Genomic DNA, 15,374 nt, shown 5'->3' with positions numbered 1-15,374 from the left:
AAACCTAATCTATAAACACACTGGAATTATAGCCTACCACTTCCCCAAAGAATTTGGGACTTATAATATATAGTTTTTATAAAATAAAAAACTATAATCTATTCTTTAAAAATATAGTTCTTTTTTACACCCTTATCTAAAGCCAAGTTTAATTTGGCTCATTTTACGTATTCATACCATATGAATTATAAAACTAGAACGCTTAGTACATCTGCAGTACAGGAAAGGCTATTTTTCTAAGCTAGCAAAAATTTCCGAACAATAAATAACAAAATGTTAGGTTTGTGATCAAGTTCACATTTTAATCAAACCATAATAATCACACTTCAACGCTTACTATTGAAATAACGAGAGTTCCTGAGTAGCCACTAGCAATTTGGCTGATGAGCTAGAATGTCATAATTGTCTATAAAATTTCTAGCTTGTTCATCAGAAAGTTCAGATTTTGCTCTTAAACTCTCATTAATTTTATTACGGTTATTTATTTCAGGAAATTCTCCATATGCTGAAGCTGCTAACAATGCTAGGTTGTCATTAGACATAATCGCACCTCATTAATTATTTAAATAATTTTCGATCAATTTTGAAGCGTTGGACATTTCATTTTTATTACAATCAAAGCTTTCAGGAAGCCCTGAAAGAGGATTCCGAAAGTATCCTTTAATTATATTATACTGAATTATTTTTTGTTCTAATTTGCTATCGTATAATACAAATGTATCATGTCCGAAGATTGTTTTTGGATATATGTATACATATATATTCAAATTAGGATACTTATTGTTAATGGAAGATAAATAATGTCTATGTTCATCAAAATACATTACTTGTTGATATAGCCCTTGATTTTTTATAAAAAAAGGATCTGTTTCTGGCTTACCTTCAATCGTAGGATAATATACCCATTCAGTACCTTTGAGTGACTCATTAACGCCTGATAACTTTCTCCATTCTTCAGGTGTTAAAAAAACTTCTACTTCTTTGCCTTTCCACATATCACAACGGTAAGGAGTAATGATTTCTGCTAAAATCATGTCATAGAAAAAAGATACCCATAAAATATAGGGTATAAAAGGGATAAGTAGAGCAATGCAACAACAAGGATGCTTGCTAAAATGCTGTTTTAACTTATTACAAATGCTATGACTCATCGCAAAATCTCACCATCATTTTTATTCTAAACCCTAAATATAGGGTAATAAAAAGTGTCATTATTGTATTTATAACACACGAAATGCGCTTAATAAATAGCCAATCATTAAATTTGTGATCTACTTCATATTTTTTATGAATAGAAATTTCAGAGAGGGGAATGTTTAAAGAACTGAAGCAGAAGTTATCTATTCATAACGGGTTAACGAAAAGATATAAGATTATGTTTATAAAGGATTTTTTAAATAAAAAGAGTTGCTAACATTTAATGAAAATAAACATTAGCAACAATTTTGTCCACTTGGCATAGTTTTTGGCAAAACAGCAACAAATTTGTCTACTATGCCAATCTTTGTGCAACTGCTACATAATACCGAACTGTTTTACAAAACCGACCGCTTGTTAAAATAGAAAAGGCTTATGCTTTCAGAAGTTTATTGCGATAAATCACAATGGTTTTACCGTGAGCTGAAATCAAGCCATCATCTTCTAACATTTTTAAAATGCGCCCTACGGTCTCTCGAGAACAGCCCACCATTTGCCCGATTTCCTGACGGGTAATTTTAATTTGCATACCATCAGGGTGCGTCATCGCATCAGGCTGTTTGGCTAAATTCATCAATGTTTGCGCAATTCGCCCTGCCACATCTAAAAAGGCTAAATTGCTCACTTGGCTTGATGTTTGGCGTAAACGGCGTGCCATTTGAGCCGCAAGGTACATTAAAATATCCGGATTTAAATGCACGATTTGCTTAAATTTTTTGTAAGAAATCTCGGCAATTTCACAGGTCTCTTTGGTTTTTACCCACGCTGTTCTCGGCTGAACTTTTTCTTCAAACAAGCTAATCTCGCCTAAAAATTCACCTTGTCCTAGATGGGTTAAAAGCATCTCTTTATGCTCATCATCTTTCACAAAAACAGAAACCGAACCGCTTACAATGTAATACAATGATTCCGCATTTTCGCCGGCGTGAATTAAAGTATACTTTGCCGGATAACGATGCACATGGCATTGCGTTAAAAACCACTCAACCACAGGGTCGTGAATGGAAGGAGAAGGTGTTAAATCCCCAAGAGGCGGAGTGCTAAGCGTCATATCTTGCATAAAAATCCTTTCTATCAAAATTATCTAATTGTTATAGTCTGATTGTAACATATACATTCAAACTAACCTAAAAACGAGTTTTTGTCTTTTATATCAAGGCTTTCGTGTAGTTCTGACCACACAATGACTACCTTATCTGCCTTGAGTTGTGCTAATAAACGCTCTCGTTTTTCTTCCAGAGAAAGCTCTCTTGTTCCATAATCTGTGCCTTCTCTTAAAATAAAGGAATCCAGCACATTATAAAGCGTGCTTTCTTCCAATTCTTGCCAAGGAATAATCATATCGCCTCTAATCAAATAAAGGTTTAATCATTGCCCACTGTTTATCAAAATGTTGGTGCTGATTATAACTAAAGTTTGAGCGAACTAAGCGTAAAAATTGTCCTTCACAGAAGTTTACTAAATAGCCTGCTAATGCACGCTCATCTTCAAAAGATTTACCATCTTTTAATTTGCTCATTTGCAAAATATTGGCAAATTGAAATTCTAAGCCATCAAAGAATTTTGATACACGGGCTTTTAGCGTGTCATCTTCAAACATAAGTGCGTGCCCGGTTAAAATACGGGTAACTCCCGGATTTTTACGAGCAAATTCAATAACAGTGTAAAGAATAGCTTTTATTGCTAAAGCAGTAGTATTTTCTTTGCGTTTACTGGCGGCAATATAGCTTGTTAAGGTTTGTTCTATCCGCTCAATCAATGCTTCAAACATCTTAGTTTTGCTCGGGAAATAGCGATATAACGCCCCTTCTGATACCCCAACCGCTTTAGCTAATCGCTCCGTGGTAACACGTTGCATACCTTCTTCCGAATTCAGTAAACTGATTAAGACTTCAAGCACTTGCTGCTGTCGCTCTTTTACCGACTTTTTCGGCATTTTGATTACAGGTTCTGTCATTTTCTACCCTATTGTTTACCTGAATGACCAAAGCCACCTTCGCCACGGTCGGTTGCAGTAAATTCTTCTACGATATTAAATTGTGCCTGCACCACAGGAACAAAAACGAGCTGGGCAATACGATCGCCTACTTCAATCGTAAATGGCTTATCGCTACGGTTCCAAAGAGACACCATTAACGGGCCTTGATAATCGCTGTCGATTAAGCCAACCAAGTTACCCAATACGACCCCATTTTTATGCCCAAGCCCTGAACGAGGCAAAATTACCGCCGCCAAGTTTGGATCGGCGATATAAACCGAAATCCCCGTTGGAATTAACACTGTCTGTCCTGCTTCTACGGTTAAAGGTTGCTCCACTAATGCCCGTAAATCTAACCCTGCTGAACCTGTTGTTGCATAAGTTGGCAAAGGAAATTCTGTGCCAATTCGTTTATCTAAAATTTTTAAGTCAATTTGTTTCATTCTTTATCCTTTTAAACTAAAACATTAATTTAATACTTCCAAGTGGGAGATTTACAATATTGTCCCAAGATAGTTGATGATAAGCTCGAAATAAAGCTATCACAGCCATTACATTTTCATCAGCAGATGAAACATTCCCCAGCGGTTTATTTGGACCGGTAAAATGCAAAATATAAGGTGCTATTTTACCCCCCCCCTGTTGTGTATTTTTTATACAAAATATGATCAAGTTGAAAATTCGATAAATTATCTAGCTTTAGCCAATTATCTTGGAAATACACATTCAAAATATCTTGATCACCAAAAACAATTCTATCTTTTAATTGCTCGGTTAATTTAATGAGGTCTTTTTTTATTCCCTGACATCGGTTTGCATCGAAATAAAGAATACCAGCATTAAAATAATCTTGATATTTATAAGGGTGATCGTCAATGCTGTTTACATACGGATCAGACACCGCTGCCAGCGCATATTTAGAGGTTTTAAGTTGCTTAAATGGCAATGTGATGTCACCGTTAATTGCAATATCACAATCTAAATATATCCAATAAGGTGTTGAAGCATATTGAAAAAGATCTTCAATATAATATCTTAAATAAGTTGCCTTGCTGATATAACCGCTATCTTCAAAATGATTTAAAGAGGCCTGATTTAAATAGCAAAGTGTTAATTCTGAGCGGCGTTGCGCAAAATAAGGCTGTAAATTTTTCGCCCAATCGCTTGGAATATCTCCCGTATTTAATACAAAAACGGATAAATCTTCATTATGAGCTAACAATGATTTTAATGAGCACTCCAAATAAGGAAGATAATTCTTATCTGTAGCAAATAACACATTAACTTTATCCATTCAGCCCTTTTTCCTTATAGCGTTTCTGAATTTCTTCGACCAATCCTTCCGCCAATTTCCCTTTCTCTGCAAGCGGTAAAATTTTCTCGCCATTTTGCCAAAAGAGATGAAGTGAATTTTGATCTTGCCCGAACACCTGTCCACCAGACACATCATTGGCACAGATTAGATCTAAATTTTTACGTTGTAACTTATCTTTCGCATAATCTGCTACATTTTGTGTTTCAGCAGCAAAGCCCACGACAAAAGGGCGATTTTGAGTAAGATGAGCTACGGTAGCGATAATATCAGGATTTTTGACGAGCTTTAAAGTTAGTTCATCATTATCGCCTGTTTTCTTAATTTTCTGCTCTGCAACCTGATCCACTCGATAATCAGCTACCGCCGCACAGCCGATAAAAATTGCATTTTTTTGTGCCAAACTTACCGCTTGTTCCGCCATTTGTTGTGCGGAAATCACATCAATACGGCTAACATTTTGTGGTGTAGCTAAATTGACAGGACCTGCAATCAAGGTAACTTTTGCTCCACGTTTAGCGAAGGCTTCCGCGATCGCAAAGCCCATTTTGCCTGAACTGTGATTGCTGATATAACGCACAGGATCGATTGCTTCACGCGTTGGACCGGCAGTAATCACGACACTCAAATCAGCAAAATCTTGCGATTGCGTAAAATACGCTTCAATCGCTTGGAAAATCTCACTCGGCTCAGACATTCTGCCTTTACCTATATCGCCACAGGCTTGGAAACCAGCGTTAGGCCCGATGATTGAAATTCCTTGCTCTATTAAACTTTGCAAATTTTCCTGCACAATCGACCGCTTGTACATCTGCTGGTTCATTGCCGGTGCAAGTAAAATCGGTGAAGCGGTCGCAAGGCAAATGGTGGAAAGCAAATCATTGCCCATTCCAATACGCAACCGTGCAATAAAGTCAGCTGTTGCAGGGGCAATCACTACCAAATCTGCCCATTTCGCCAATTCAATATGCCCCATCGCTAATTCTGCTTGGGGATCAAGTAAAGAAGTTGAAACCGCATTACCTGAAATGGCCTGCAATGTCAGCGGTGTTACAAAGGCTTCTGCCGCAGGAGTTATTGCAACACGAACGTCTGCCCCCGCTGTTTTTAATAAACGGATTAGCTCAATGGTTTTGTAAGCCGCAATGCCGCCTGTAATACCAATCAGGATTTTTTTATTGGTTAGCATTTTCTATCCTAATTCCATAATAAGTGACTTAATATTTTACGCAACTAGGCACTCACTCACAACAAAAACTTTTTTTAATTTGTTTTGCGACACGCTTCGAAAATTTTGATTTTGGCTTTTGATTCTTTCTCCGTTTTTCCTTACCCTTGTGCTGGTTAAAAAAGGAATAATTAAATATGCATAAAACAATGATGCCACGTGAAAAATTATTGCAACAAGGTGTTGAGTCATTAAATGATCAAGAACTGCTTGCGATTTTCTTACGTACAGGAATTAAAGGGACTCCGGTTATGGAGCTTTCTGCGAATGTACTTACCGAATTTGGTTCTCTACGGGGGCTTTTAACCGCTCCTTTAGAAGAGTTTTGCCAAGTGCGAGGGTTGGGGCAAACCCAATATATTCAGTTACAAGCGACTAAGGAAATGACCAAACGCTATCTTTCTCAACAAATGCAAGCGAATGAAACCATTAATGATCCTTATGTCGCTATCATGTATTTTCAATCCGAGCTCGAACACTGGGAGAGAGAAGTTTTTATGGTACTCTTTTTAGATAACCAAAACCGCCTCATTCGGACTGAAAAAATGTTTTTTGGTACTATCAATCAAGCAAGCGTTCATCCAAGAGAGGTGATAAAAGCCGCACTAAAATGTAATGCAGCGGCTATCATTATTGCGCACAACCATCCTTCTGGCGAATGCACACCGAGCGAAGCAGATCGCCATTTAACCCGCCGTATCGAAATGGCGTGCGGTTTAGTGGATATTCGTTTTGTAGATCATATTATTGTCGGAAAAGGGGATTATTTTTCCTTTGAAGAAGAAAAGCTTGAAACGCTTTAACATTTCTCGTAAAAAATGCTACTTGATTTCAAGTAGCATTTAATTGAAAAATAATATGATTTAAGATTTTTGCCTAGACTAGGTCATTTGAAGCTACACGAGGCGCGGAATGTACATGACTTACCGCACTTGAATGACCACCAAACCCTTTACCATAGAAATAGTATTTAGAGCTTAGCCATTCCTTAACTTCATAATCGGAACGTAATTCTTGAGGCGCTTCTGCTCTTGTCATTTCAACTCGAGTATGTTGAACACGTGAGAAAGTTCCTAAATGCCCTTCAAACACATAGCTGCTTTGATAAGTTGAAACAGGTGCTTCAATAATTGAAGATGTTTCTTCTACAATAGCAGGCGCAATGGTTGCCTGAGCTTTAAACTTCTGTACACGTTCATTTTTCTCTTTAACCAAATCTCTATCGGAATGTTGGCTAACCACGCCACCAAATGGGGCAATATGCTCTTCAACCGAAATGACTTCCGGTTTAATTTCTTGCTCAACAGAGATAACTTTTTCTTCGTGTTTTTCTTTCACAAGATCACGATGGGTTTGTTGTGTAACAAAAGCACCAAATGGAACACTTGAGTTAGCTACCTTTTCTTCCGTAGAGCTCTCATTTGATTTTACATTCATTTCCGGTGATTGTTGTTCTAACATTTCATCAACAGATAAGAATGCTGTTTTATCTTGTGTCGGTTTAGCTGTACGTACAGGCGCTAGTAAAATTTTACCGCTTGCCGCTTCCGGTGATGCCACCGCAGCAGCTAAAGGCATTGCTTGTACACGTTGGCGATTTTCACGACGACGTTGGTTTCCAACACGAAGATGACGAGGTAAACGGCGTGGACGATTATTTTCACGGCTTTCCGTTTTGGTTTCATCTTCACTTACCACATTCTCCTGTGTTACAAGCGGTTGGATTTTATCAGCTTGTTGCACTTTTTGTTCTACAACCGGTTTGACCGCTTCTTCTACCAAAATTGGTTCTTCAGTCGCCATATCTGTTGTATTTTCCACACGAACTTTTTTACGTAAGTCCCGGCGTTGGCGGCGCTCTGTTACAGTTGATTTTGGTTCTTCCGTTACACCAGCTGTCTCTTCAACAATTTGACGGCGAGGCTGTTTGACCTTCTCCGCTTTTTCTACCTTAGTAGCTTTACTCTCATCTTGTTGTGTTTGAGCTTTACGCTCTTGGCGATTATTGCGTTGGCGGTTATTGCGGCGCTCACGAGAATTACGAGGTTTCGCTTTTGTTTTTTCTTCAACTTTTTCTTCAGTCGCAAATAATGCTTTTAGCTTCGCCAGTAAACGACTAAACAACGATGGTTTCTCAGGCTCTGCTGGCGTTGGTGCAGGTTGAAGATTAAGCTCGGAACTATTTAATACCGTTTCTACCGTAATAACCGGTTCGTTACGGCTAACCAAAGCTTCATCAGAATTTACATGATGGTGGAAAGAATGTTCTTCTTCCTCTCTTTCATGGTAATGTTTTGCTAAATCGTAACTTAACGTTGGGACAATTTCATTTTCACGTAAACGATATACGCTGAAATGTGGCGTTTCCATACTTTCGCTTGGTACTACGACAACATTAACATCATGACGTTTTTCAATACCTGAAATCGCCTTACGTTTTTCATTTAATAAGTAAGATGCTACCTCAACAGGCACAATCGCATGAACTTGTGCTGAGTTTTCTTTGATTGCTTCTTCTTCAACTAAACGTAAGATAGAAAGTGCGATCGATTCATTATCGCGAACTTTACCTGTACCTTGGCAACGAGGACAAATATGGCTTGAGGCTTCACTTAATGAAGGGCTCAAACGCTGACGACTCATTTCAAGTAAGCCAAAGCGAGAAATACGGCTAAATTGAATTCTTGCACGGTCTTGGCGTGTCGCTTCACGGATACGATTTTCCACTTCGCGTTGATGGCGAACCGGTGTCATATCAATAAAGTCGATAACAATTAACCCACCTAAGTCGCGTAAACGTAATTGACGAGCAATCTCATCAGCTGCTTCTAAGTTCGTGTTTAACGCTGTCTCTTCAATATCGCCCCCTCGTGTTGAGCGAGAAGAGTTAATATCAATTGCGGTTAAAGCTTCGGTAACATCAATAACAATTGAGCCACCTGATGGTAAACGCACTTCACGTTGGAACGCAGACTCAATCTGAGATTCAATTTGATAGTGGCTAAATAGCGGTACTTCGCCTTCGTATAAGCGAACGCGGTTGATAAAATCAGGACGTACTAAGCGAATATGATTTTTGGCTTTTTCAAAGATTTTTTTATTATCAATTAAAATTTCGCCAATATCACGGCGGAGGTAATCACGGATCGCACGAACAATCACATCACTTTCTTGATGAATTAAGAACGGGGCAGGACGTGATTGCGCTGCATTTTTAATCGCTTCCCAGTGATGTAGTAAAACTTTTAAGTCCCACTGTAATTCTTCCGGCGATTTGCCCACACCGGCAGTACGGACGATAAGACCAACATCCTCAGGCACATCTAAGCAATCTAAGGCCTCTTTTAACTCTAAACGCTCATCGCCCTCAATACGGCGAGAAATACCGCCTGCACGAGGGTTATTTGGCATTAAAACAAGATAGCTTCCCGCCAAAGAAATAAAGGTCGTTAAAGCTGCGCCTTTGTTGCCACGTTCTTCTTTACTGACTTGAACGATAACTTCCTGACCTTCTTTGATAATATCTTTGATATTTGGGCGACCATTAAAAACATAGTCTGAAGGGAAGTATTCACGGGAAATTTCTTTCAAAGGGAGGAAACCATGACGCTCGGCACCGTAATCGACAAATGCCGCCTCAAGGCTTGGTTCAACACGGGTAATTTTCCCTTTATAAATATTGGATTTTTTCTGTTCATGCCCTGGACTTTCAATGTCCAAATCGAACAGTCGTTGCCCATCCACTAAGGCAACGCGCAACTCTTCTTTTTGAGTTGCATTGATTAACATTCTTTTCATTGTGTTTCTCTTATTTCATTATTGTTGTTACATGCTAGTGTCTTTTAGGGAGCGTCCCAAACATCGAGATTAGCGCACATTAAATCTTAGTGCATAGTGTCAATCTCCCGACTGTCTCTCGTCTAGCCATAGTTCTTTGTCTTACGCCCATTTCGTTTGTCTAAAATGGCTGCAAAGGCAAATCATTAGCCTCTCTTTCAGGCTTGTTTAAAGTGTTTTTTATGCTAAAAATCAAGCATAAAATAACGCTGTATTATCGCATTTTGCCGTAAGAAAAGGCAAGGTAATTCTCATGAAGTAAATCAAAAGAAACTTATACGAGACTTAAAAGCCATAAAAAAAATATGGTAAATTAAATCAGTTCTGATAGAATACTTTGCGTTTACATTGAAAGGAGACAAAAATGAAAAAAACAATCCTATCGCTAAGCCTACTTTCCTTAAGTTTGTTTAGCCATGCAGAAGTATTAACAACGATTAAACCTTTAGGGTTTATTGCAAATGCCATTACTGATGGTGTAACAGATACAAAAGTACTCTTGCCTGTAAGCGCTTCACCACATGATTACAGCTTAAAACCTTCAGATGTAGAACAATTAAATTCTGCGCAATTAGTTGTATGGGTTGGGCATGGTTTAGAATCTTTTTTAGACAAGAGTATTGATAAACTACCGAAAGAACGCGTACTAACCTTATCGGAAGTGCCGGCTATTGCAGAAATTGTCGCAAAAACAGAAAAGCACGATGAACACGAACATGATCATGGTCATCATGAACATAGCCATTCTCACGATGGGCATGATCACAGTAAAGACTGGCACATTTGGCTCTCTTCTGATGCGGCAGATATTGCGGCAGAACAAATCGCCGCTCGTCTGACACAACAATATCCTGCACAAAAAGCCAAAATTGCGGATAACTTAGCTCATTTTAAAACCGTATTAACAGCGAAAAAAGCTGAGTTGCAAAAACAGCTTGCTCCGGTTAAAGAAAAAGGTTACTACACATTCCACGAGGCTTATGGTTATTTTGAGTCGGCTTATGGATTGCACTCACTTGGCTCTTTTACGATCAACCCTACCGTTGCACCGGGGGCAAAAACGTTAGCAAAAATTAAAGAAAACGTTAGCTCAAAACAAGCTAAATGTTTATTTGCTGAGCCACAATTTACGCCACGAGTCATTGAAAGCTTAAGTAAGGGTACGCAAGTTAAAGTCGGACAGCTCGATCCACTTGGTGCTAAAATTGAAATGGGTAAAAATGCTTATCCGACATTCTTACAAAGTTTAGCGGATGAATTTAGCCAATGTTTGGCAGAAAAATAGTGATTGGGAAATGGGGCTAATGTAATTAGCTCTACGGTAAATTACCGAAAATTTGCTAAGAATTTCAATTAATTGTGTAGGGACACACTGCGTGTGTCCGTTGTAAAATTTTGCGGGCACACAATGCGTCTGTTATAAAATTTTGTGGACACACGCAGTGTGTCCCTACAAATCCGGTTATTCTATAACTTTACAAAACTGTTCTAACGCTTTCCAAAGTTTCCGCTTTTCTTCCACTTTTGCCAATTCGTTCCAACTAGCGGTCTGAATAATCGTTTGATTTGCAAAATGTTGCTCAATTTTACCCGCTTGTTCTTCTTCGATCAGCCAAAGTAAAATGGAATGATCAACCGTTAAACGTTGAGATTGCTCGTTGTCCAACCATTGGTATTCTACATCTTGTAGCGAAAGCGAATGCAACACATCTCGGAATAAACCGGTTGTTTGATAATCTGCTTTACAAATTACCACCAATTTTATTGCCGAATTCAAGCGAATTTGTGCATCGCCTTTTAAGACTTCCGGTTTCTTAAGTTGCCATTGTGTAATACCCATTTCGCTGAGTAATAAATCTCGTCTATTCATCTTTTTTCTCATAAAAATTGATAGGGAATAGTAGCAAAAGTCGGTAGAATGGGGAAATCTTTTCTCAACCTTATACAGAAATTATGTTATCCATTGAAAGTGAAGTTTTAGCACGTCATTTGCCCGTGTTTGAAGGCAAATCTATCTTATTTTTTGGCGATGTACGAGACGATTTTGCTCAATCGCTCACTAAAGCAAAAAAAGTCCATACTTTAACGAACTATTTTGATTACGCTCATCATCGACAAGCGGTTGAATTTAGCTTAGAAAATCCAAATCAAGCAGAATTAGGCGTATTTTACTGGACAAAAAACAAACAAGAATGTCAGTTTCAACTCTTGCAATGGCTATCGCAATCATCACCAGGGCAAGCATTATTGGTTATCGGGGAAAATCGTGCCGGTGTGCGCTCAGTTGAAAAAATGCTTGAGCCATTTGGTAATATTGCCAAAATTGATTCGGCACGCCGTTGTGGTTTGTACCACTTTGAACTACACACTGTTCCAAACTTCGATTGCAAAAAATTCTGGAAATCTTACCGCTTAAATGAATTGGATATTTTTGCCTTACCAGCTGTATTTAGCTCATCAGAGCTAGATGGAGGCACAAAACTCTTACTTTCTACCTTCCATAAAGCTGATGGATTAAAAGGTGATGTATTAGATTTAGGTTGTGGCGCAGGGGTAATTGGGGCGAGTTTGAAAAAAATGTTCCCGAAAATTAAATTAACGATGAGTGATATTCACGCAATGGCATTAGCTTCAAGTGAAAGAACGCTTGCTGAAAACCAACTTGAAGGAAAGGTCATCGCCAGCGATGTGTTCTCACATATTGATGGGCGTTTTGATTTAATTATTTCAAACCCACCATTCCATGATGGGATCGATACTGCTTATCGAGCCGTAGAAAATCTTATTCTACAAGCTAAAAATCACTTAACGAGAGGAGGAGAATTGCGGATCGTAGCAAATGCTTTTTTACCTTATCCGGATTTATTAGATCAAGCATTTGGCTCTCATCAGCTATTAGCGAAATCTACTAAATTTAAAGTTTATTCCGCTAAGGCTTAATCTGAATTGTTGTTAATTTCCCTCAATTTCATCTGTAAAGAGGGAAATTAACAACGATTATAGCTTCCGATTTGCATAAGCTGTGGCGCCGTGAATTAACATTCTTAGTTGCATCATAACGCGTTTTTTTAATTCTTCTCGTTGTTGGTTATTCATATCTAAAGCATGTGAGCCAGCTGTAAATACCAGCGTAACTAAGCCTTCCGATTGAATATAAGCAATATCTCGCCCAATCGTTGGCTCTCGCATTAAGATATAATCTGTTAGCTCTTCAACAAAATGCTGGATTTCACGAGAAGCCGCCGTACGAAAGGCTTGGGACGTCCCTGAACTTTCTCGAAGTAAAAGTCTAAACACATTGGGGCGACTTGCAATCAGTTCAAAGAATGTTTCTACAGAGAGCACGACAACACTGCCACCCTTTTCTATGCGCTTACGGGCTTGGCGCATCAATTGACGGAGTACCAAACCAGACTCATCTACCATAGCTAAACCGAGTTCATCCATATCTTTAAAATGGCGATAAAACGAAGTCGGTGCAATCCCAGCTTCTCTTGCAACTTCTCGCAAACTGAGGTTGCTGAAACTTTTTTCTGCGCTAAGCTGATTAAACGCCGCATCAACTAATGCGCGGCGTGTTCTTTCTTTTTGTTGAGCACGAACGCCGAGACTACTCATCCGAGCCTTCTTTGTTATTCATGAGTTCATCAATGCCTTTTGCCAAACGTTCATAACGCATACGCAATGGGGAACCAGGGCGGTAAATCAAACCAATTGAGCGATAAGGTTTTGGATCGCAAAATTCGAGATAATTCACACCGCTTGTTGGTTGTGCCGCAAGTTTAGGCATTAATGAAATTCCAACATTTGCGGAAACCATATTGCGTAAGGTCTCTAAATTGGTTGCCTTAAAATGCGGGCTTTCTTTCGCACCAACAGATAGGCAATAATCTAATGCTTGTGTACGTAAGCAATGTCCATCATCAAGGAAAAGGAGCTCCTCATTTTTTAGCATTGAAATATCTAAGGTGCCTAAACTTGCCCAAGGGTGTTTATCTGATACGGCAAGTAACATCTCTTCGTTAAAGAGTGGCACTTCAATAAACGGTTCGCTTTCTTTAACAAACGCTAAAATCCCACAGTCTAACTGCCCAGCAGCTAATTGATCGACAAGCTGTGCGGTTTGTAATTCATAAAGATATAACTCTAACTCCGGAAATGCTGACTTCATCGCTGGCACAATAATCGGAGAAAGGTAAGGACCTAATGTTGGAATAATCCCAACATGAAGTGGCCCAGACATCTCTTTCCCTTGATTGCTTGCCATTTCTCGTAAAATTTTAACTTCACGTAAAACGGCTTTGGCTTGCTCTACCAGCGTTAATCCTGATTGAGTGAATAACACTTTGCGGCTGGTTCGTTCTAATAAGATTGTGCCTAATTCGTCTTCCAGTTTACGAATTTGACCGCTTAATGTCGGCTGGCTGACATTACAAGCATCCGCTGCACGGCGGAAATGTTTATATTCTGCAAGTGCAATGAGATATTCAAGATCACGAATATTCACGATAGCTCCTTTTTATAAATCTTACCTATCAATCAAATAAGATGAATTATTACACATTTATTTGTAGAATGCGTGCAAAATTTAAATTTAATAACCAATTGGAGAAAAAAAATGTCTTTAAAAGATATGACTGGTCAAAAAGTTCCTAGCGTAACCTTCCACACACGCCAAGGCGATGCTTGGATTGATGTAACAACAGATGAATTATTTAACAACAAAAAAGTTGTAGTGTTCTCTTTACCGGGTGCATTTACACCAACTTGTTCATCTACTCACTTACCACGTTATAACGAATTAGCAAAAGAATTCTATGCGTTAGGTGTAGATGAAATCGTTTGTGTATCTGTAAACGATACTTTCGTTATGAATGCTTGGAAAGCAGATCAAGAGTCTGAAAATGTAACCGTAATTCCAGACGGTAACGGTGATTTCACTCGTGGTATGGGTATGTTAGTGAGCAAAAACGATTTAGGTTTTGGCGATCGTTCTTGGCGTTATTCTATGTTCGTAAACAACGGCACTATTGAAAAAATGTTTATCGAACCACAAGAACCAGGCGACCCATTCAAAGTATCTGATGCTGATACTATGATCAAATACTTAAACCCAGCTTGGGAAGCAAAACCTTCAGTATCAATCATCACTAAACCAGGTTGCCCGTTCTGTGCAAAAGCGAAAGCATTATTAGAAGTGAAAGGCTTACCATACGAAGAAATCGTATTAGGTCGCGATGCTTCAACAACTTCTGTACGTGCAATTACAGGCCGCACAAGTGTGCCACAAGTATTCATTGGCGGTAAACACATCGGTGGTAGCGATGATTTACAAGCATACTTTGATGTAAAATAATGTTACATTAACAATACTAAAAAAGGCTAGGTTCTATAAGAACTTAGCCTTTTTTGTTATACTTAGCCAAATTTTTCAATTTAAAGGAAAGCAATGAAAAAACATATCCATATTCTCGGTATTTGTGGCACTTTTATGGGCGGTGTAGCGATGATTGTCCGTGAATTAGGTTATAAAGTAACCGGCTCAGATACGAATGTTTATCCACCAATGAGTACCTTTTTAGAAAGCCATGGCATTGAAATTATCCCTAATTATGATGTTGAACAACTTCAGCCTGCGCCAGATTTAGTTGTTATTGGCAATGCGATGAGCCGAGGTAATCCTTGTGTCGAATATGTTCTTAATAATCAGCTGAATTATACTTCCGGGCCGCAATGGCTACATGATCATCTTCTTAAAGATCGTTGGGTGCTTGGCGTTTCAGGCACGCACGGTAAAACAACCACAACGGGAATGTTGGCTT

The 15,374-nt window shown here is 38.7% G+C and carries 17 protein-coding genes; 5 read left to right on the top strand and 12 right to left on the bottom strand.

The genetic code is table 11. The annotated features are described in order from the left end of the window. Positions 1 to 368 precede the first annotated feature (368 nt). The 8 genes from AM305_RS12390 to coaBC all read right to left on the bottom strand — a co-directional run bounded on the left by AM305_RS12390 (position 369) and on the right by coaBC (position 5,676). Entirely contained in the window at positions 369 to 542 is a 174-nt protein-coding gene (locus AM305_RS12390) for a hypothetical protein (RefSeq protein ID WP_005822573.1), read from the bottom strand. Positions 543 to 554: 12 nt separating this feature from the next. Continuing rightward, entirely contained in the window at positions 555 to 1,151 is a 597-nt protein-coding gene (locus AM305_RS01635; protein WP_005822572.1) for a hypothetical protein, read from the bottom strand. Between the two features lie 419 nt (positions 1,152 to 1,570). Next, positions 1,571 to 2,257: a cAMP-activated global transcriptional regulator CRP gene (gene crp, locus AM305_RS01630; protein WP_005822570.1), complete on the bottom strand. Its 687-nt coding sequence runs from the start codon at positions 2,255 to 2,257 to the stop codon at positions 1,571 to 1,573. Between the two features lie 62 nt (positions 2,258 to 2,319). Continuing rightward, positions 2,320 to 2,538, bottom strand: coding sequence for a YheU family protein (locus tag AM305_RS01625; RefSeq protein ID WP_005817906.1), 219 nt, complete (start codon positions 2,536 to 2,538; stop codon positions 2,320 to 2,322). Between the two features lie 7 nt (positions 2,539 to 2,545). Further along, the gene (slmA, locus tag AM305_RS01620) at positions 2,546 to 3,154 is read right to left on the bottom strand and encodes a nucleoid occlusion factor SlmA (protein WP_005822568.1); all 609 of its coding nucleotides are present in this window, start codon (positions 3,152 to 3,154) and stop codon (positions 2,546 to 2,548) included. 8 nt (positions 3,155 to 3,162) lie between these two features. Continuing rightward, complete coding sequence (gene dut / locus AM305_RS01615) at positions 3,163 to 3,618, bottom strand: dUTP diphosphatase (RefSeq protein ID WP_005822567.1); 456 nt, start codon at positions 3,616 to 3,618, stop codon at positions 3,163 to 3,165. Between the two features lie 185 nt (positions 3,619 to 3,803). Next, positions 3,804 to 4,469 carry a glycosyltransferase gene (locus tag AM305_RS01610; protein ID WP_005822565.1) on the bottom strand — a complete coding sequence of 222 codons (666 nt, stop codon included), beginning with the start codon at positions 4,467 to 4,469 and terminating at the stop codon, positions 3,804 to 3,806. Then, positions 4,462 to 5,676 (bottom strand): bifunctional phosphopantothenoylcysteine decarboxylase/phosphopantothenate--cysteine ligase CoaBC, encoded by a 1,215-nt coding sequence (coaBC, locus tag AM305_RS01605; RefSeq protein ID WP_005822564.1) that lies wholly within the window; start codon positions 5,674 to 5,676, stop codon positions 4,462 to 4,464. The genes AM305_RS01610 and coaBC overlap by 8 nt, the downstream gene beginning before the upstream one ends. A gap of 176 nt (positions 5,677 to 5,852) precedes the next feature. Here coaBC and radC point away from each other — a divergent pair, with 176 nt between their 5' ends. Further along, complete coding sequence (gene radC, locus AM305_RS01600; protein WP_005822562.1) at positions 5,853 to 6,518, top strand: RadC family protein; 666 nt, start codon at positions 5,853 to 5,855, stop codon at positions 6,516 to 6,518. Positions 6,519 to 6,591: 73 nt separating this feature from the next. Here the strand turns inward: radC and rne are convergent, their stop codons facing one another. Beyond that, positions 6,592 to 9,513 (bottom strand): ribonuclease E, encoded by a 2,922-nt coding sequence (rne, locus tag AM305_RS01595; RefSeq protein WP_005822561.1) that lies wholly within the window; start codon positions 9,511 to 9,513, stop codon positions 6,592 to 6,594. Positions 9,514 to 9,916: 403 nt separating this feature from the next. On the opposite strand from rne, the gene znuA reads away from it, so the two are divergent. Next, entirely contained in the window at positions 9,917 to 10,837 is a 921-nt protein-coding gene (znuA, locus tag AM305_RS01590; RefSeq protein WP_005822559.1) for a zinc ABC transporter substrate-binding protein ZnuA, read from the top strand. Between the two features lie 177 nt (positions 10,838 to 11,014). On the opposite strand, the gene AM305_RS01585 is transcribed toward znuA, so the two are convergent. After that, entirely contained in the window at positions 11,015 to 11,422 is a 408-nt protein-coding gene (locus AM305_RS01585) for a DNA polymerase III subunit psi (protein ID WP_005822558.1), read from the bottom strand. Between the two features lie 83 nt (positions 11,423 to 11,505). Between AM305_RS01585 and rsmC the strand changes: the two genes are divergently transcribed. Further along, complete coding sequence (gene rsmC / locus AM305_RS01580) at positions 11,506 to 12,492, top strand: 16S rRNA (guanine(1207)-N(2))-methyltransferase RsmC (protein ID WP_005822556.1); 987 nt, start codon at positions 11,506 to 11,508, stop codon at positions 12,490 to 12,492. A 57-nt stretch (positions 12,493 to 12,549) separates the two neighbouring features. Here the strand turns inward: rsmC and fabR are convergent, their stop codons facing one another. Further along, a complete protein-coding gene (gene fabR / locus AM305_RS01575; RefSeq protein WP_005822554.1) occupies positions 12,550 to 13,170 on the bottom strand; it encodes an HTH-type transcriptional repressor FabR in 621 nt (206 codons plus the stop codon). Beyond that, positions 13,163 to 14,059 carry a DNA-binding transcriptional regulator OxyR gene (oxyR, locus tag AM305_RS01570; RefSeq protein ID WP_005822552.1) on the bottom strand — a complete coding sequence of 299 codons (897 nt, stop codon included), beginning with the start codon at positions 14,057 to 14,059 and terminating at the stop codon, positions 13,163 to 13,165. The genes fabR and oxyR overlap by 8 nt, the downstream gene beginning before the upstream one ends. 111 nt (positions 14,060 to 14,170) lie before the next feature. Between oxyR and AM305_RS01565 the strand changes: the two genes are divergently transcribed. Both AM305_RS01565 and AM305_RS01560 read left to right on the top strand, forming a co-directional pair. Continuing rightward, positions 14,171 to 14,908: a glutathione peroxidase gene (locus tag AM305_RS01565; RefSeq protein ID WP_005822550.1), complete on the top strand. Its 738-nt coding sequence runs from the start codon at positions 14,171 to 14,173 to the stop codon at positions 14,906 to 14,908. A gap of 93 nt (positions 14,909 to 15,001) precedes the next feature. Then, the coding region (locus AM305_RS01560) for a Mur ligase domain-containing protein (RefSeq protein WP_005822548.1) at positions 15,002 to 15,374 on the top strand (373 nt) is incomplete at its 3' end.

The organism is Actinobacillus minor NM305, assembly GCF_000175195.1.
Classification (GTDB): Bacteria; Pseudomonadota; Gammaproteobacteria; order Enterobacterales; family Pasteurellaceae; genus Haemophilus_A; species Haemophilus_A minor.
Note: the sequence above shows the minus strand (reverse complement) of the source record. Positions and strands in the feature narration are given on the sequence as shown.